This window comes from Streptomyces sp. NPDC047072, from assembly GCF_040643855.1.
Classification (GTDB): domain Bacteria; phylum Actinomycetota; class Actinomycetes; order Streptomycetales; family Streptomycetaceae; genus Streptomyces.
On sequence record NZ_JBEYVC010000064.1, the window covers coordinates 1 to 17,008 of the forward strand.

At 68.9% G+C, this 17,008-nt stretch carries 12 protein-coding genes and 1 pseudogene; 6 read left to right on the top strand and 7 right to left on the bottom strand.

Going from position 1 to position 17,008, the window contains the following annotated elements:
- Window positions 1-83, bottom strand: a pseudogene (locus tag ABZ896_RS25550) (peptidase); the annotation flags it as partial.
- 460 nt (window positions 84-543) lie between these two features.
- Between ABZ896_RS25550 and ABZ896_RS25555 the strand changes: the two are divergent.
- From ABZ896_RS25555 to ABZ896_RS25565, 3 genes are all read left to right on the top strand, one after another.
- Complete coding sequence (locus ABZ896_RS25555; protein WP_360933466.1) at window positions 544-1,923, top strand: condensation domain-containing protein; 1,380 nt, start codon at window positions 544-546, stop codon at window positions 1,921-1,923.
- Window positions 1,924-2,101: 178 nt separating this feature from the next.
- Window positions 2,102-2,251 carry a hypothetical protein gene (locus ABZ896_RS25560; RefSeq protein WP_360933469.1) on the top strand — a complete coding sequence of 50 codons (150 nt, stop codon included), beginning with the start codon at window positions 2,102-2,104 and terminating at the stop codon, window positions 2,249-2,251.
- A 154-nt stretch (window positions 2,252-2,405) separates the two neighbouring features.
- A complete protein-coding gene (locus ABZ896_RS25565; protein ID WP_360933472.1) occupies window positions 2,406-6,563 on the top strand; it encodes a beta-galactosidase in 4,158 nt (1,385 codons plus the stop codon).
- A gap of 19 nt (window positions 6,564-6,582) precedes the next feature.
- Here ABZ896_RS25565 and ABZ896_RS25570 read toward each other — a convergent pair whose 3' ends face one another.
- From ABZ896_RS25570 to ABZ896_RS25590, 5 genes are all read right to left on the bottom strand, one after another.
- Window positions 6,583-8,214, bottom strand: a complete 1,632-nt coding sequence (locus tag ABZ896_RS25570; RefSeq protein WP_360933475.1) for a cation acetate symporter — start codon at window positions 8,212-8,214, stop codon at window positions 6,583-6,585.
- Window positions 8,211-8,585: a DUF485 domain-containing protein gene (locus ABZ896_RS25575; RefSeq protein WP_360933478.1), complete on the bottom strand. Its 375-nt coding sequence runs from the start codon at window positions 8,583-8,585 to the stop codon at window positions 8,211-8,213. The genes ABZ896_RS25570 and ABZ896_RS25575 overlap by 4 nt, the downstream gene beginning before the upstream one ends.
- Window positions 8,586-9,028: 443 nt before the next feature.
- Window positions 9,029-11,329 (bottom strand): FdhF/YdeP family oxidoreductase, encoded by a 2,301-nt coding sequence (locus ABZ896_RS25580; RefSeq protein ID WP_360933481.1) that lies wholly within the window; start codon window positions 11,327-11,329, stop codon window positions 9,029-9,031.
- A 66-nt stretch (window positions 11,330-11,395) separates the two neighbouring features.
- Complete coding sequence (locus ABZ896_RS25585) at window positions 11,396-12,016, bottom strand: SRPBCC family protein (protein ID WP_360933484.1); 621 nt, start codon at window positions 12,014-12,016, stop codon at window positions 11,396-11,398.
- A gap of 121 nt (window positions 12,017-12,137) precedes the next feature.
- Window positions 12,138-12,989 (bottom strand): alpha/beta fold hydrolase, encoded by an 852-nt coding sequence (locus ABZ896_RS25590; RefSeq protein ID WP_360933487.1) that lies wholly within the window; start codon window positions 12,987-12,989, stop codon window positions 12,138-12,140.
- A 299-nt stretch (window positions 12,990-13,288) separates the two neighbouring features.
- Between ABZ896_RS25590 and ABZ896_RS25595 the strand changes: the two genes are divergently transcribed.
- Genes ABZ896_RS25595 through ABZ896_RS25605 form a run of 3 tightly spaced genes read left to right on the top strand, consistent with a single transcriptional unit; the run spans window position 13,289 to window position 16,375 of the window.
- Window positions 13,289-14,236: a sugar ABC transporter permease gene (locus ABZ896_RS25595; RefSeq protein WP_360933490.1), complete on the top strand. Its 948-nt coding sequence runs from the start codon at window positions 13,289-13,291 to the stop codon at window positions 14,234-14,236.
- Complete coding sequence (locus ABZ896_RS25600) at window positions 14,233-15,054, top strand: carbohydrate ABC transporter permease (protein ID WP_360933492.1); 822 nt, start codon at window positions 14,233-14,235, stop codon at window positions 15,052-15,054. The genes ABZ896_RS25595 and ABZ896_RS25600 overlap by 4 nt, the downstream gene beginning before the upstream one ends.
- A gap of 58 nt (window positions 15,055-15,112) precedes the next feature.
- Window positions 15,113-16,375, top strand: a complete 1,263-nt coding sequence (locus ABZ896_RS25605) for an extracellular solute-binding protein (protein ID WP_360933495.1) — start codon at window positions 15,113-15,115, stop codon at window positions 16,373-16,375.
- Between the two features lie 9 nt (window positions 16,376-16,384).
- Here ABZ896_RS25605 and ABZ896_RS25610 read toward each other — a convergent pair whose 3' ends face one another.
- Window positions 16,385-16,963 (bottom strand): hypothetical protein, encoded by a 579-nt coding sequence (locus ABZ896_RS25610; RefSeq protein ID WP_360933498.1) that lies wholly within the window; start codon window positions 16,961-16,963, stop codon window positions 16,385-16,387.
- Between the last annotated feature and the right edge of the window lie 45 nt (window positions 16,964-17,008).

A 17,008-nucleotide genomic window follows, 5' to 3' on the forward strand; every position in this document is an offset into this window, starting at 1 on the left:
TGGAACGCCGCCCCCGCCGCCTGCATGTCGGGCTCCAGCGCGGGATACGCCGTGACGCGGCGGCCGCGGAGGCCGTCTCCTGCGCCGCCACGGAGCCGCTCGCACCGCTCCCGATGACACACACGTCGAAACTTTCGAATTCCATGTTCCCGCCCACGCAATAGTTCGCCGCCGGTCCGGGCGTTGAGTCGGCCGCCGAAGGTACTGAGCAGATAGAAAAACTTTCAAGTACGCGGATTTGCGCGCCGGTTCCTCTTGGCTTGAAAAAAGTCGCCGATCGGTGAAGAAACGTCACTCCTGCGCTTGTTCGAAATCTCGCCCACCTGTTCGTGCTGGTCGGGTGGATGTCGGCGGGTGGTGCTGGGGAAATCCTGTGTGGACCGTCTCGTGTGCCGGTCGTTCATGTTGACCAAAATCAACCCCGGTTTACGGGGTGCGGTGAAAGTCAAGGCGTACGCGCGTGACTGCTCCGGTTCTCCACGGAAAATTGACCCAGTCTTTCCTGTGTTTTTCGTTCGCGCTCGCGGGGAACGATGCCGCCCCATGGAGATGACCTCGCTTGCCGAGTACGATCCGCAGCCGGGCGAATTAATCGAGTTCCGGGTGACCGAGTCGTCCTCGGATATCGCGGCGAAAGCTGCCGTGCATCCGGCGCCGCTCAGCCACCTGCAGGAAAACCACGTCCGCCGGCGCCTCGCGAACGACAGGGCGGGCAACCCGCAGGCCCCGTGGCTGGGCGTTCACTTCGACCTGCCCGGCCGACTGGACGCGACGGCCATGGCGACCGCCCTCGCCGAATGGGTACGCCGGCACACCACCCTGCTCACCTGGTTCGCCGCCCGAGGTGACGGCTTCGAGCGCCATGCCGTCGCACCGGACTCGGTCGGCTTCGTCCCCGAGTCCCGGGGAGACCTCTCGGGGCAGGCCGTACGGGACTTCCTGCAGGTCCGTCTCGTGCCCGCCACCGATCCCACCCGCTGGCCTCCGTTGCTGGCCTGCGCCGTGGTGCGCGACATGAGCAGCACGGTGATCCTCGCCATCGACCACGCGCACACCGACGGGCTGTCCCTGCAGGCTGCGTTCAGTGAACTGACGGCGTGTTACGAGGGAAGGGGAGCGCGGCTTCCCGAGGTCGGCTCGTACGTCGACTTCTGCCGTCTGGACCGCGAACGCAGCGCCAGGTTGGATGCCGGGTCGCCCGAGGTGGCACGGTGGGCGGACTTTCTGCGGGCAGGGCTGCCCCTCGGTCCCGTGGAACTCGGCGTCGAACCCGGCCGCATGTATCGCACCACCGCCATCGGTCTCGACGTCTTCGAGCCCGCCGAGGCCGATGCGTTCGGGCGCGCGTGCAAGACCGCCGGTGTGGGCTTCTCGGCGGGGATGCTCGCCGCGCTGGCCGTGACCGGTCATCGCCTGAGCGGCCAGGAGACCTACCGTGCGCTGGTCACCGTCCACACCAGAGACGAACCCCGATGGGAACGCGCGCACGGCTGGTTCATCAACACGGTGCCGGTGGAACTCCCGGCGACCGGAGAAACGTTCGAGCGGGTACTGGAGGGAGCGGGAGAAGCCCTTGCCCGGGCCGGTGAACTCCGGGCTCTCACCCCGATGCGGCTGGCCGAGCTCCTTCCGGATCACCACATCGCCCACCTCGGCACCACCCAGACCCCGCCGTTGGTGTCCTACCTGGATCTGCGCCATGCCCCCGCCGCGCGGGACTTCGCGTCCTCGAACGTCGGCTTCCTCACCGGCGAGGGACGCGCGCAGGGCTTGCACCTCTGGCTGAACCGGACGTGGGAGCGCACCTACCTGAGGATCGACCACCCGGACACCCCGACCGCTCGCACCACGGTCCCGCACTTCGCGAAACTGCTGCGCTCGACTCTTCGGGAGCTCGCGGGAGCGGGAGCCGGAGAGACGTGAGCGTGGGAGCCGTCCGACGCCGTCGTGCCACTGGGCCAAGGCCGACGAACATGGGGACAACGGCGTCCCACCTGCTGGACCGCGAGGCGCAGGGGTGGGTCGGCGGGTCGGGGGTATCCGCGTCCGTAAGAAGCCCTTGTCGCAACGGAGTTGCCGTCGACCGTCTCGGGAGGACGCCATGCCGGGCATGCTGGAAAAGATCAAGCGGTTCAGCCGTAGCCCCCAGGGCCGACGCGCCGTGGAGCAGGTGCGCCGCGCCTCGGCCGACCCGCGCCGCCGGGCCCAGGCCCGTCAGCTGCTCGGCAGGCTCCGGGGCCGCCGCCGCTGAACCGAGACGCGGCCGGGGCCCGGGACTTCAACCGTCCCGGCCGCATCAATCATGTTTTCCCGCCCCGTGATTGTGTCCAGCCTTGTGCGCCCCTACTGTTCGGCTTTGCCTGAGTCTGTTTGATGCTGATGGCTCAGTCGGCAGGGAGGCCGCAGTGCGAGGTAATCGGATCGATTCGGAGACTGCGAGACCCCGTCGCCGTGGGTGGTGGCGGGCGGTCCTCGCGATGGCCGCGACCATCGCCCTGGTCACGGGCTTGACCGCGCCGGCGGTGGCGCGGGAGACGAGCGGGGCCGCACCCGCCGCCGCGACACAACCGCACACGGTGACGCTCGACGGGTACTCGTTCCTCGTCGACGGCAGGCGCACCTACCTCTGGGCCGGGGAGTTCCACTACTTCCGGCTCCCCAGCCCCGACCTGTGGCGGGACATCTTCCAGAAGATGAAGGCCGCCGGCTTCAACTCCACCTCCCTGTACTTCGACTGGGGCTACCACTCGCCCAAGCCGGGCGTGTACGACTTCACCGGCGTCCGCGACGTCGACAAGCTCCTCGACATGGCCGAGGAGGCCGGGCTCTACGTCATCGCCCGCCCCGCGCCCTACATCAACGCCGAGGTCGACGGCGGCGGCCTGCCCGGCTGGCTGACCACCAAGGCCGAGAACAACCGCAGCGACGACCCGCGCTTCCTCCAGTACGCCGACGAGTGGCTGACCCGGATCGACCGGATCATCGCCCGGCACCAACTCACCAACGGCACCGGCTCGGTGATCGCCTACCAGGTCGAGAACGAGTACTACAACGGCTCCGCGGCCGGCCGCTCCTACATGAAGCACCTGGAGGACAAGGCCCGCGCCGACGGCATCACCGTGCCGCTGACCGGTAACAACAACGGCACCTTCAACTCGGGTGACGCCGCCCTCGACGTGGACGGCCCGGACTCCTACCCCCAGGGCTTCGACTGCTCCAACCCCACGAAGTGGAACGGCGTCCCCGACATCAGCTACGACCACCCGGCCGGAAAGCCCCTGTACTCCCCGGAGTTCCAGGGCGGCGCCTTCGACCCCTGGGGCGGGCCCGGCTACGACAAGTGCGCCCAGCTGATCAACGACCAGTTCGCCAACGTCTTCTACAAGCAGAACATCGCCGTCGGCGCCACCGCGCAGAGCTTCTACATGATCTACGGCGGCACCAACTGGGGCTGGCTGAGCATGCCCCAGAACTACACGTCGTACGACTACGGAGCCGCGATCCGCGAGACCCGCCGGCTCGACCCGAAGTACGACGAGGACAAGCTGATCGGGTACTTCACCCAGGCGGTCGCCCCGCTGACGAAGACCGACGCGATCAGGGCCACGCCACCGGACGACTCCGCGGTCGTCGACACCGCCCGGATGAACCCCGACACCAAGACGCAGTTCCACGTGCTGCGGCACGGCAACTCCACGTCCACGGCGGTCGACAGGACGCACATCGCGCTGGACTTCAACGCCCAGCCGGCCGGGGACACCACCTACACCTATGACGATCCCGACTCCGCGCTCCAGTACGCCGGTTCGTGGTCGCACGTCGCCAACACGAGCTACACCGGCGGCGATTACAAGCACACCGAGTCCTTCTCCAACAAGGCCGGCGACTCCCTCACCGTCCCCTTCGACGGCACCGCGATCCGCTGGATCGGCTCCAAGACCAACAACCACGGCAACGCCGACGTGTACCTCGACGGCACCAAGGTCGCCACGGTCGACGACTCCGGCAGCGAGAACCAGGCGGTGGTCTTCCAGAAGACCGGCCTGGCTTCCGGGTCGCACACGCTGAAGATCGTCGTCACCGGTACCCACAGCTCGGGCTCCACGGACAACTACGTGGCGATCGACGCCATCGACGTGCCGACCGGTACCGCAGCCGAGGAGCCGACCTACCCGGTCGTACCGCAGCAGCCCGGCACCGCGATCACCCTCGACGGCCGCGACTCCCACGTCATCGTCGCCAACTACCGGCTCGGCGAAGCCCAGTTGCAGTACTCCACCTCGGAGATCATGACCGACGCGACCATCGGCGACCGGGACGTGGCGGTCCTCTATGGCGACGCCGACAGCGATGGCGAGACGGTCCTGCGCTACGTATCGAAGCCCACGGTGACCGCCACCGGCGGCACGGTCGATACGACTTGGGACCCGGAAACCGGCGACCTGCGACTGAACTACACCCACAAGGGCCTGATCCGCGTCACCGTCAGCGCCGACGGTCAACGCCCGCTGCTCCTGCTCGTGGGCGACAAGGACACGGCGAAGACCTTCTGGCGCCAGGACACCGCGACCGGCCCGGTGCTGGTGCGTGGCACCCACCTGCTGCGGACCGCGACCAGCCGCGACGGCGGCCGTACCGTCGCCCTCACCGGCGACAATGCCGACGACAAGAACATCGAGGTCTTCACCTCCGCGAACCGCGTCACCTGGAACGGCCGACCGGTGAACACCCAGGCCACCCGAAGCTTCACCGGGACGATTCCCACGGCCGCAGCGATCGATTTGCCCACGCTGACCAACTGGAAGCACGAAGAGGAGTCCCCCGAGTCGGCCCCCACCTTCGACGACACCAGCTGGCAGGTCGCCGACAAGACGACGACCAATAGCGTCTCCGGCATCAACAAACTGCCCGTGCTCTACGCCGACGACTACGGCTTCCACACGGGCAACACCTGGTACCGCGGCCGCTTCCACGCCACCGGCAAGGAGACCGGCATCCACCTGGTCTCCGACTCCGGCGGCGGCGCGCAGGCCTTCTCGGTCTGGCTGAACGGCACCTTCCTGGGCAGCTCCACCACGGGCAGCGGCGACTTCACCTTCCCGGACGGCTCGGTCAAGTCGACCGGCGACAACGTCCTGTCCGTGCTCACCGTGAACATGGGCCACGAGGAGGACTACAACTCGACCAACGGCAACACGACCGCGCGCGGTCTGACCAGCGCCTCCCTCGTCGGAGCCCCGCTGACCTCCGTCACCTGGCGCCTCCAGGGCGTACGCGGCGGCGAGGACCTCCAGGACACCGTGCGCGGCCCGCTCTCGACCGGCGGTCTGTACGGCGAGCGGGCGGGCTGGTCCTTGCCGGGCTACCCGGACGCCAAGTGGGACCGGGTCTCCCTGCCGACGACCGACACCCGCCCCGGAGTCTCCTGGTACCGCACCGACGTCAGCCTCAACTTGCCGCACGGGCAGGACACTTCACTCGGCCTGACGTTCACCGACGACCCGTCCCGCAAGTACCGGGCCACGATCTTCGTGAACGGCTGGCAGGTCGGCACCTACGTCAACTACCTCGGCCCGCAGCACACGTTCCCGGTCCCCAACGGCATCCTGAACCCCAACGGCCGCAACAGCATCGCCATCGCGGTGTGGAACCTGGACGGCAGCACCGGCGGTCTCGGCAAGGTCTCGCTCACGAACTACGGCAGCTACGCCTCGTCCCTGCGCGTCGCACAGAACGACAGCCCGCGCTACGACGCCCGGAAGTACGCCATGCCCAAGCGGCCGGGAGCGGACGTCACCCTCGACGTGCCCGACACCGCCCAGCCGGGGGAGGGCTTCACCGCCACGACGACCGTGCGGGTGCCGAAGGACCGCCCGTCCGTGTCCCGGCTGACGGCCTCGCTGCCCGCACCGGACGGGTGGAGCGTGAGCGCGACGAGCCCGCTGTCCCGCAAGGGGCTGAAGCCGGGCGGATCGGCCACCTTCACCTGGAAGGTCCAGCCACCGACCGGGGACCTGCCCTCGGCGTCGGCGCTCACCACCTCGGTGGACTACGTGCAGGGCGGGCGGCAGGCCACCGGCACCGACGAGCGGATCATCGGCGGGATCCCCCCGGCTCCACCGGCGGGGGAGAGCGCCGTGAGCGACCTGCCCTTCCTGTCCTCCACCAACGGATGGGGACCAGTGGAGCGCGACAGCAGCGTCGGCGAACAGGCGGCTGGGGACGGTCGTACGATCACCATCGCCGGCGTCGGATACGCCAAGGGCCTCGGCACCAACTCGGTCAGCGACGTCCAGCTCTACCTCGCCGGAAAGTGCTCGCGGCTCACGGCGCAGGTGGGCGTCGACGACGAGACGAACGGCGCGGGCACGGTGACCTTCTCCGTGATCGCCGACGGCAAGACCCTGGTGACCACGCCGACGGTCCGCGGCAAGCAGGCCGCCGTACCGATCGACGTCGATGTCACAGGCGCCCAGGTGGTCGACCTCAAGGTCGGCGACGCGGGCGACGGCAACGGCAACGACCACGGGGACTGGGGGACACCGACACTGACCTGCGCCTGACCTGCGCCTGACCACGGCGTCACGGCCCGTCCGGGCTCCAGCTCGGACGGCGCTGTGGCGGCCCCGCCAGGATCAACTGCTCGATGCAGGCGTACCGTTCGCGCGCACGGCGGGCGCTGCGGCGACCGCTCAGGAACGTGCCGAGCCAGCCGCAGGCGAAGCCCACCGGCACGGAGACCAGGGCGGTCGTCGTGAACGGGAACCAGTTCAGGTCGGCCTCGGGAAAGGCCGCCATCGGTGATCCGGAGACCAGCCGGGTACCCGACATCAGGACCAGGGTGGCGAGCGAGCCGCCGATCAGGGTGCCCAGCAGCCCGGCCTTGCCGAAGCGCCGCCAGAACAGCGAGTAGACCAGCGCGGGCGCGATCGCGGAGGCACCCATGCAGAAGGACAGGGTGGCCAGCGGCTGGAGACTGCGGTGCTGGGCGAGGGCGGCCAGCAGCACCACGGGCACACCGACGACCAGCGCGGAGGCCCGCGCCAGGGTCATCTCCCGCAGCGCGGTCATGCCACGGTGCCGGGAGGCGACGACGTCGTGGGCCAGGGAGTTGGCGCAGGCGAGCGTCATCCCGGCGACGGACGCCAGGAGGGTCAGGAAGATCGCCGTGGTGACGCTGCTGAACACCAGACCCTCGGCGCGGGACACGTCCGGGCCGAACACGGCCCGCGCGCCCAGCAGATAGGCGGTGCTGCCGTGCGGGTCGGCGGCGGTGATCCGCTCGCGGCCGACCAGTGCCGTGGCGCCGAGGCCGATGACGGTGATCACCAGCATGAACAGGGCGACCGAGGACACCGCCCAGGACATCGTGCGCCGTACCTGACGGGCGTTGCCCGCGGTGTACATCCGCATGGTGACGTGCGGCAGACAGGCGCCGCCGAGCACGATGGCGACCTGGGTGCTGATCATGTCGAGGCCGGGGTGCGGTCCGTCCGCGAACTGGAGGCCGTACTGGAGGAACGCCTGGCCCGTGCCGCTGCGTTGAGCGGCGGTGTCGACCATCGTGCCGGGATGCCAGCCGAACGTGGCGAGGACGAGCACGGCGACCACGAGCCCGGATCCGAGGAGCATCACCGTCTTGATGATCTGGATCAGCGCGGTCCCCTTCATCCCGCCGAGGGCCGCGTAACTGATCATCAGGATGCCGGCGCCGACGATGCAGCCGGTCTTCATCGCGCTGTCGGAGAAGCCGAGGATGAACGCCAACAGCTGTCCCACGCCCGCCAGTTGGACGATCATCATCGGAATCAGCGACAGCAGGGTCACCACGCACGCGGTGATGCGTACGGCCCGCCCGGGCACGCGCCGGCTCAGCGCGTCGCCCATGGTGAACCGGCCGGTGTTGTGCAGGGGTTCGGCGAGCAGGAACATCAGCAGGAGCAGCGACAGCAGCGTGCTCAGGGCGAGCACGACCCCGTCGTAGCCGCACAGGGCGATGACCCCGCCGATGGTGAGGACGGTCGCGGCGGAGATGTAATCCCCCGCGACGGCAAGGCCGTTGCGCAGCGGGGACAGCGAACGGTAGCCGGTGTAGAACTCCTCCAGGTCGTCGCGGTCGGGGCCGGTCAGGACGCACAGCAGGAGCGTGAGGGTGACGACGCTGGAGAAGGCGACGAGGGACCAGGTCTGCGCCGACCCGCCGAGACCCGTCATGCCCGGGCCCGTCCGTCGCCGTCGGCCGGGCGCGCGTACCGGCTGACCCGGTGGGCCAGCGGATCGACGTACCGCCGCGCCGTGTACTCGAACAGGAGGACGGCCAGCCAGGTGACGGGGACCTGGACGACGGCGAGGAGCAGGCCGGTGGGGATGCCGCCGGGGGCGGGGCGGGCCATGAAGGCGGGGGCCTTGACGGTGAGGGTGAGGAAGGCGGCGAAGTAGCCGAGGGCCGCGAAGGTGGCCACGCGGCGCTGCCAGCGGCAGGCGCGGCGCAGGATGCGCAGGGCGCGGTGGTAGCTGGACCAGGAGCGCTGACGGGTCCCGTTCTGCCGGTGCGGAAGGGATAACTCCGAGCGGTCGTAGGACATCCCAAAACTCCTAGCGCGGCTGGGTCCGGACAGGGCGGACCGCAAGAAGGTGGGGGCGGAGGCGGTTCGGGTCATGGCACGTTATGCGGGTGTCCCGGCGGCGGATGTGTGTTCGGTTGAACTTTCTTGCGGGCGCCCGACGCGGAAGCCGTCCTTGGGTGGTGCCCGTGGTCGGGGTGTGACGAGAGGGACCACAGCTGTCTTCTGTGGTCCCCCGCGTTCAGGGCCGGTCATCCGTATGTCGTACGACGGTCCCAGTCGCCGTCGGGCGCTCTGGCCGAGGCAGGCGAGCCCTCAGGGCGACGAGCCGTACGTCCGTTGCCGTAGTGGAGCGCCGTTCATCAGGGGGGTGGTACTGCTGGCATATGCCAGGCATGCGATGAGTTCTCCGCGCCGCTCCGGTCATGCCGACAGACGGCGGGCGCCGCGGTGAAACGGGTCGCTCAGCGCTTCGCGTGCGGGTGGGGCTCAAGGCGTACGACGAGCCCCTTCGACGCGGGCTGGTTGCTGATGTCGGCGACGCTGTCCAGCGGTACCAGGACGTTGGTCTCGGGATAGTAGGCGGCGGCGGAGCCCGGCGCGGCCGGGTAGGGGACGACCTCGAAGTCCTCGGCCCGGCGCTCGGTGCCGTCGTCCCACACGCTCACCAGGTCGACGTGATCGCCCTGCTCCAGGCCCAGTTGAGAGATGTCGGCCGGGTTGACGAGTACGACGTGACGGCTGCCGTGGATGCCGCGGTAGCGGTCGTCGAGCGTGTAGGGGACGGTGTTCCACTGGTCGTGCGAGCGCAGGGTCTGCAACAGCAGGTGTCCTTCCGGTGCTTGGGGGACGACCCGCTCGTTGCGGGTGAACTGGGCTTTGCCGGTAGAGGTGTTGAACACGCCCTCGTTGACCGGGTTGGGCAGCTGGAAGCCGCCCGGCCGCGACACCCGCGCGTTGAAGTCGTGGAAACCCGGCACGATGTGGGAGATGCGCTCGCGGATCGTGCCGTAGTCGCCCTCGAACTCGCCCCAGGGGATGTCCGGTTTGCCGTCGAGGGTGCGGCGCGCGAGCCGGCACAGGATCGCGACCTCGCTGAGCAGCAGGGGAGAGGCCGGTTCGAGGCGTCCCTGCGAGGTGTGGACCTCGCTCATGGAGTTCTCCACCGTGACGAACTGCTCGCCGTCGGCCTGCACGTCCCGTTCGGTGCGGCCGAGGGTCGGCAGGATGAGCGCCGTCTCGCCGCAGACGGTGTGCGACCGGTTCAGCTTGGTGGAGATGTGGGCGGTCAGCCGGCATGACCGCATGGCCTCCTCGGTGACCTCGCTGTCGGGAGCGGCCCGTACGAAGTTGCCGGCCAGCGCGAGGAACACCTTGACGCGGCCCTCGCGCATCGCCTTGATCGTGTTCACCGAGTCGAGTCCGTGCGGGCGCGGCGGATCGAAGCCGAACTCCTCCTGGAGCGCGTCGAGGAACGTGTCCGGCATCTGCTCCCAGATGCCCATGGTGCGGTCGCCCTGCACGTTGCTGTGCCCGCGCACCGGGCAGGCGCCGGTGCCGGCCCGCCCCAGATTGCCGCGCAGCATCAGGAAGTTGACGATCTCCCGGATGGTGGGCACGCCGTGCTTGTGCTGGGTGATGCCCATCGCCCAGCACACGACGACGCGTTCACTGCGCAGGACCTCGTCGCGGACCTGCTCGATCTCCTCGCGGGTCAGCCCGGTCGCCGTGCGTACATCGTCCCAGTCGAGGTCGCGGGCGTGCCGGGCGAACTCCTCGAAGCCGGAGGTGTGGGCGTCGATGAAGTCGTGGTCCAGGACGGTGCCCGGCCGGGCGTCCTCGGCCTCCAGGAGAAGGGAGTTGAGGGCCTGGAAGAGACAGAGGTCGCCGCCGGGTTTGATGTGCAGGAAGCGGTCGGCGATCTGGGTACCGCGTCCGACGACCCCGCGCGGCTTCTGCGGGTTCTTGAAACGCCGTAGCCCCGCCTCCGGCAGCGGGTTGACCGCCACGATCCGCGCGCCGTTCCGCTTGGCCTCCTCCAGGGCGGAGAGCTGGCGCGGATGGTTGGAGCCGGGGTTCTGCCCCACCAGGAAGATCAGGTCGGCGTGGTGGAGGTCGTCGAGGCTGACGGTGCCCTTGCCGGTGCCGAGCGTCTCGCTCAGGGCGAATCCGCTGGACTCGTGGCACATGTTGGAGCAGTCCGGCAGGTTGTTCGTGCCGAAGGCGCGGGCGAACAGCTGGAGCACGAAGGCGGCCTCGTTGCTCGCCCGCCCCGAGGTGTAGAAGACGGCCTCGTCGGGGGAGCCGAGCGAGGTGAGCTGCTCGGCGAGTACGCCCAGGGCGTCGTTCCAGCCGATCGGCTCGTAGCGGTCGTTCCCCGGCCGCTTGATCATCGGCTCGGTGAGCCGCCCCTGCTGGTTGAGCCACATGTCGGAGCGCCCGGCGAGCTCGGAGACGCTGTGCTCACGGAAGAAGTCGGCGGTGATCCGGCGCTTCGTGGCCTCGTCGTTGATGTGCTTGGCGCCGTTCTCGCAGTACTCGTTGCGATGCCGGTGCCCCGGCGCCGGGTCCGCCCAGGCGCAGCCCGGGCAGTCGATCCCGCCCACCTGGTTCATGGCCAGCAGGTCCACGCCGGTCCTGCGCGGGGAGGTCTGCTCCAGGGAGTACTCCAGCGCGTGCACGACCGCGGGAACCCCCGCCGCCCACTTCTTCGGCTGCGTCACGGAGAGGGTGCTCTCCGGCTCCTCACCGGACTGGTGGTGCATCGGTACGCCTCTCTCTTGCCGTCTCTTCGCCACGTCGGTCAGTCGACGGGTCCTTCTGTACGACGGTCAGCCGACCGGCCACTGGGCCACACGGCTCCTCGGCGGCTCCGGGTGGTCGTGCTGGACGCGGCCGTTGCGGATGGTGCCGCGCCAGGCCCCGCCCTCCTGCCCCAGCCCCTCGATGAACGCCCTGAAGCTCTCCAGCTCGCGGCGGACCAGGCGGGCGATCACCCGCGCGGCCCCGGAGGAACCGGTGAGCGCCTTGGCGGCTCCGCGCGGCTCCAGGAGCATCCGTACGGTCACCGCCGTACCCCCCGACTCCGTCGGCCGGAACTCCACCTCGCCCTGATGGGAGGGGCGCTGCTCCAGCCCGCGCCAGGCCAGATAGGCGTCCGGATCCTGCTCCACGATCTCGACCGCGAACCGGCGGCGCACCGGCCCGTAGCCGAGGGTCCAGGCGAGCACGGTGGGCCTGAGCTGCTCGACGCCGCGTACGACGGCCGAGAACCGGGGGAAGGTCTTGAACTGCGTCCACTGGTTGTACGCCGTACGCACCGGCACCGCGATCTCGACGGTCTCCTCGACGTGCTGCTCCCGCAGCGGCCGGCGTCGGGCGACCCCGTCGTCGTCGGGACGCATCTCCGGCCTGTTCGGGACAGCCTGCTGTGAACCGGGTTCACGCGCCATCGGTGGCCTCTCCTCCGGTGGGGGAGCCGTCCGGACTCCTCGCGTACGTCAGGGCTCCTGTACCGGTTCCCAGATCACGCTGTTCGAGTCGTCCTACGACGCCACGCCGACCGCAGCCGGTTCACGAGCCCCCTGTATGCCGCACCAGAGCCCCCACGAAGTCGTCCCACACCCCCCTCGGCAGATCATGTCCGGCCCCCTTCAGAACCAGCAGCTCCGCACCGGGAACCGCGTCGCGCAGCGCCTCGCCGTGCGCCGGCGGGAACAACGGATCACGGTCGCCGTGCACCACGAGCGTCGGCACCGCGATGTCCCCGAAGCCGCCCCGCTCCGGGCCGATGTAGTCGACGGCGTAGTGGTTGACCAGGGTGGACGCGTAGCTCCTGGCCCGCGCCACGTCACGCGCGACCAGCGCCCGGACGGCGACCTCGTCGAAGAACGGCGAGCCACCGGCGTACGCCCTCGCCCCGGCGACCACATAGGCGACGACCGCCACCACGTCGGAGGAGGACTCCGGCTCGTCCGGCATGGCCAGATCATCCGACGGCGGCGGCAGATCGTCGGCCCCCGTCGAGGTCGAGACGAAGGTCAGCGACGCGACCCGATCGGGATGGTCCACCCCGAGGACGAGCCCGATCCCGCCGAACATCGACTGGCAGACCAGATGCGCCCGCTCGATGCCCAGCGCGTCCTGGATGCCGAGCACGTCCAGGGCCAGGTCGGTGTACGAGTACGGCGGCCGCCCCGGCGGGTAACAGGTCGATCGCCCCGTGTCCCGATGGTCGTACCGCACCACGAACCGGCCACGTGAGGCGATCCGCCCGCACAGCTCGGCGTCCCACCACAGCATGGACGCGGCCGCCCCGGCGACCAGCACGATCGCCGGGTCCGCGGGATCTCCGAAGGTCTCGGCACACAAGTCGACGCCGTCGATGTCGAGGAGCGCTTCGCCGTGGGAGTGGGGTGAGGTCATGTCGGGCACGCTGGAGCCTCTTTTCCGTCACGAGGAGTCCGTGCCGAGGGTCCGAACTCCCGGGCCCGCAAACGGAGATCGACGTAACAATTCCGCAGCGTGTACGCCATCTTGACGTCATGCGGAGGGCTCTCTAGGGTCGCACCACCCTGCGGGAATCATTGCCTACGGACGCCGGGTCGTGTGTCCTGGTGTCGCTGACGTTCGACCGCACGAGAACCCGGCAAGTCCCCTCGGACAGGCCGTTCCGGTCTCGCACCGGCGCCTCTTTGAATCGTTTCAGGGAAGCAGGTTCGCCCGTGACTCTCGCCCCCGACGAGCAACTCCCGAACCGCGATCACAGCCCGGACCCAGCCCCCGCCACCGTCACCTACCGAGCCCGCACCAGTGCCCCCTGGTGGTTCATGGTGCCGGCGCTCCTCCTGTTCGCCTTCGTGGTGCTCGTGCCGAGCGTCCGTGGCGTGTACTACGCGTTCACCGACTGGGACGGACTGGACCCGCACTACAACCTGGTGGGCTTCGGCAACTTCACCGACATGCTCCACGACGAGGACGCGGTGCAGGCCATCTGGCACACCCTGCTGATCGCCGTGTCCATCACGATCTTCCAGAACGCCCTGGGCCTCCTGCTGGCCCTTGGCGTCAATTCGGCCATCAAGTCCCGCAACCTGCTGAGGGTGTTCCTCTTCGCGCCGGCGGTGGTCACCCCGATCGTGACGGCCTACCTGTGGCGCAACCTGCTCGGCACGGACGGGGCGATCAACAGCCTGTTCGGCGCCGTCGGCCTCGACTCCTGGAAACAGGACTGGCTGGGCAGCCCGGACCTGGCCCTGTGGGCGGTGATCGGGGTGATCGTGTGGCAGTACGCGGGCTACTCCATGGTCATCTTCCTGGCCGGACTCCAGTCGGTGCCGCACGAGATCCTGGAAGCGGCCGCGATCGACGGCGCGGGCCCGGTACGCCGGTTCTGGTCCGTCACCCGCCCCCTCCTCGCGCCCGCCTTCACCATCAACCTCATGCTGTCGATCATCGGCGGCATCAAACTCTTCGACCAGGTCTACGCGTTGACCGGCGGCGGCCCCGGCCACGCCACCGACACCCTGTCCACGCTCATCTACAAGGACGCCTTCGCGCTCAGCGAGTTCGGCTACAGCATCGCTCTCGCGGTGGTTCTCACGATCATCGTGGCCGTCGCGTCGACCGGGCAGTACTTCGTGCTGTCCCGCAACGAGAGGGCCGCGTCATGAACCGCTACCGTCCTCGCACCCTCGGGCTCGAACTGGTCATGGTCGCCGTCGCGTTGGCGATCGGATTCCCGGTGTACGTTCTGATCAACCTCGCGATACGGCCGTCCTCGGACACCTCCTCACCCATCAGCCCGACCAGCTCGCCGACCCTCGACAACTTCAGCTACGCCTGGCAACAGGGCGCGCTGGGCGGCGCGTTGGCCAACAGCGTGCTGGTGACCGTGTGCAGCGTCGCCATCGTCCTGACGGTCTCGTCGCTGGCGGCGTACCCGCTGGCCCGCGTCACCGCCCGCTGGTCCAGGGGCACTTACCTCCTCGTGCTCCTCGGCCTGGTGCTGCCCTTCCAGTTGGCGTCCCTGCCGCTGTACCAGACGATGCGCGACCTGGGCCTGCTCGGCACCCCGTGGGCGCTGGTCCTGTTCTACTCCGGGCTCCAAGTCCCCTTCACCGTCTTCCTCTACGTCGGTTTCCTGCGCGCCCTGCCCCGCGACTTCGAGGACGCCGCACTGATCGACGGCTGCACTCCTCTGCAGGGCTTCCGGTACGTGGTCCTGCCGATGCTCAAGCCGGTGACCGTGACGGCTCTCGTGCTCAACGCGGTCTTCGTGTGGAACGACTTCTTCACGCCGCTGCTGTATCTGAGCGGCAGCGCCCAGCAGACGATGCCGGTCGCGATCGCCGGCTTCGTCGGTCAGTACGTCACCGACTGGAACCTGATCTTCGCCGCTCTGGTGATCAGCATCCTGCCGATCCTGCTCGTGTACTTCCTGCTCCAGCGCAGCATCATCAACGGCTTCGCCGGAGGGCTGCGGGGCTGATGACATCCGCCTTCTTCCGCCTTCTTCGCGTCGAGCACCGAGCATCGAGGGAGAGACCATGAAGACACGCACACTGACCGCCCTGGTCGCCACGACGACGGCCGCGACACTTCTGGCCGCGTGCAGCGGCGGCACCAAGGCCGGCTCCGGCGGCGATTCCAAGACGTTGACGATCACTTCCGTCGACGTGGGTTCCGTCGAGGATGTCGTGAAGGCGTTCGAGAAGGCCAACCCGGGCGTCAAGGTCCGCCTCACCACCAGCTCGGTGGACCAGTACCAGCAGCAGATCCGCACCCAGCTCTCCTCCGGCACCGCGCCGGACGTGATGACGGTGTGGCCCGGCAACGGCAACCCGGGCGCCATGTACGTCCTGGCGAAGGCGGGTTATCTGCGCGACCTCTCCGACCAGTCCTGGGCGCCCAAGCTGCCCGCGGCGATCAAGTCGGTCGCCGAGTACGAGGGCAAGACGTACACGGCGCTCTTCGGGCAGAGCGGCATCGGCATGGTCTTCAACGAGCAGGCGCTGGCCAAGTCGGGCCTGACCCCGCCGGACACCTGGACCCAGTTGCTGGCCTTCTGCAAGGCGGCGAAGGCGAAGGGCACGCCCGCGTTCGCGCTGGGCAACCAGGACAACTGGATCACCCAGCTCGTCCTGTACGCGCTGGTCGCCACCACCGTCTACGGGCCCGACCGCGACTTCGACCAGAAGATGGAGTCCGGGCAGACCACCTTCGCCAAGTCGCAGTGGACCACCGCGCTGGACAAGTACCTGACGATGGAGAAGTCCGGCTGCTTCCAGAAGAACCCGCTGGGCACGAACTACGACGGCAGCCAGCAACTCGCCGCCACCGGCAAGACGTTGGGCATGGTGCAGGGTAACTGGGTGATCTCCCTGCTGAAGCAGAAGAACCCCGAGGGCACCTTCACGCTCAAGGCCCTGCCCGCGACCGACGACCCGGCGCAGACCATCATCCCGGCCGCGGCCAGCGCCGGTTACGGCATCAACGCGAAGGCGAAGAACAAGGACCTGGCGCTGAAGTTCGTGAACTTCGTGATGTCGCCGGACGGCATGGACCTGTTCGTCAAGAAGCAGGGCGGTCTGCCGACCCTCGCGGACACGGGCTACCAGGCGGACCCGTCTCTCGCCGAACTCTCGAAGTTCATCCAGGCGAACCGCACGGTCCCGTTCATGGACCAGCACTGGCCGAACGCCAAGGTCCAGCAGACCATGCTCAGCGGCCTCCAGGAGATCTTCAGCGGCCAGTCCACCCCCGACAAGCTCCTCAAGGAGATGGACACCGACTACCAGGCCGGTTCCTGAGCACGGCTCTCATCCGGGTGCGCTACTGCCCGGAGGGCGGCGCACCAGGTGCAGACAGGCCACCGAGGCGAGGAGGGTGCGTCGCTCCGAGGCGTCCAGGCGGGGGTCCGCGCGGACGACGTACTGCTGCAGTCCGAGCCAGGCGTCGATGGTGCTCACCGTGACCGTGCCGAGGGCCTCCGCCGCGGGGTCCTCCAACGGATCGGTCTCGGCGAGCCGCCATTGGGTGGACAGGCCCAGTCGTGTGAGCAGCAGCGCGCGTTGCCGCTCCGTACGGAGGCTCAGCTGCGCGGACTTGACGAGACCGCGCGCCTCGGCGCTGCCGACCTCCCGGTCCACCGCGTCGAGGAAACGGAACCGGACCGGTCCGAACTGCCAGAACGCGGTGTGCCTCTCGATGCGGACGACGAGTTCGCCGGAGGGTTTCGTGAGGTGGTAGAGCGTGTCGTCGATGTGCGTGACGTGGGCGAGCGGGGTCCCCTCGACGGTCGAGACGGCGAGGGCGGGTCCCCTGTAGGTGCGCCACCGCGAACGTTTCGGCTGCGCGACGACGACGGCTTCCAGCGCGAACAGAGCGTCGTCCGTCATAGGGCGTCCTTCCCTCGGCCATCCCCTTACCCTCACCGACAACTC

Coding starts and splice junctions, on each gene's coding strand:
- ABZ896_RS25555 (WP_360933466.1), top strand. CDS start 544: ATGGAGATGACCTCGCTTGCCGAGTACGATCCGCAGCCGGGCGAATTA.
- ABZ896_RS25560 (WP_360933469.1), top strand. CDS start 2,102: ATGCCGGGCATGCTGGAAAAGATCAAGCGGTTCAGCCGTAGCCCCCAG.
- ABZ896_RS25570 (WP_360933475.1), bottom strand. CDS start 8,214: ATGACGGGTCTCGGCGGGTCGGCGCAGACCTGGTCCCTCGTCGCCTTC.
- ABZ896_RS25575 (WP_360933478.1), bottom strand. CDS start 8,585: ATGTCCTACGACCGCTCGGAGTTATCCCTTCCGCACCGGCAGAACGGG.
- ABZ896_RS25580 (WP_360933481.1), bottom strand. CDS start 11,329: ATGCACCACCAGTCCGGTGAGGAGCCGGAGAGCACCCTCTCCGTGACG.
- ABZ896_RS25585 (WP_360933484.1), bottom strand. CDS start 12,016: ATGGCGCGTGAACCCGGTTCACAGCAGGCTGTCCCGAACAGGCCGGAG.
- ABZ896_RS25590 (WP_360933487.1), bottom strand. CDS start 12,989: ATGACCTCACCCCACTCCCACGGCGAAGCGCTCCTCGACATCGACGGC.
- ABZ896_RS25600 (WP_360933492.1), top strand. CDS start 14,233: ATGAACCGCTACCGTCCTCGCACCCTCGGGCTCGAACTGGTCATGGTC.
- ABZ896_RS25605 (WP_360933495.1), top strand. CDS start 15,113: ATGAAGACACGCACACTGACCGCCCTGGTCGCCACGACGACGGCCGCG.
- ABZ896_RS25610 (WP_360933498.1), bottom strand. CDS start 16,963: ATGACGGACGACGCTCTGTTCGCGCTGGAAGCCGTCGTCGTCGCGCAG.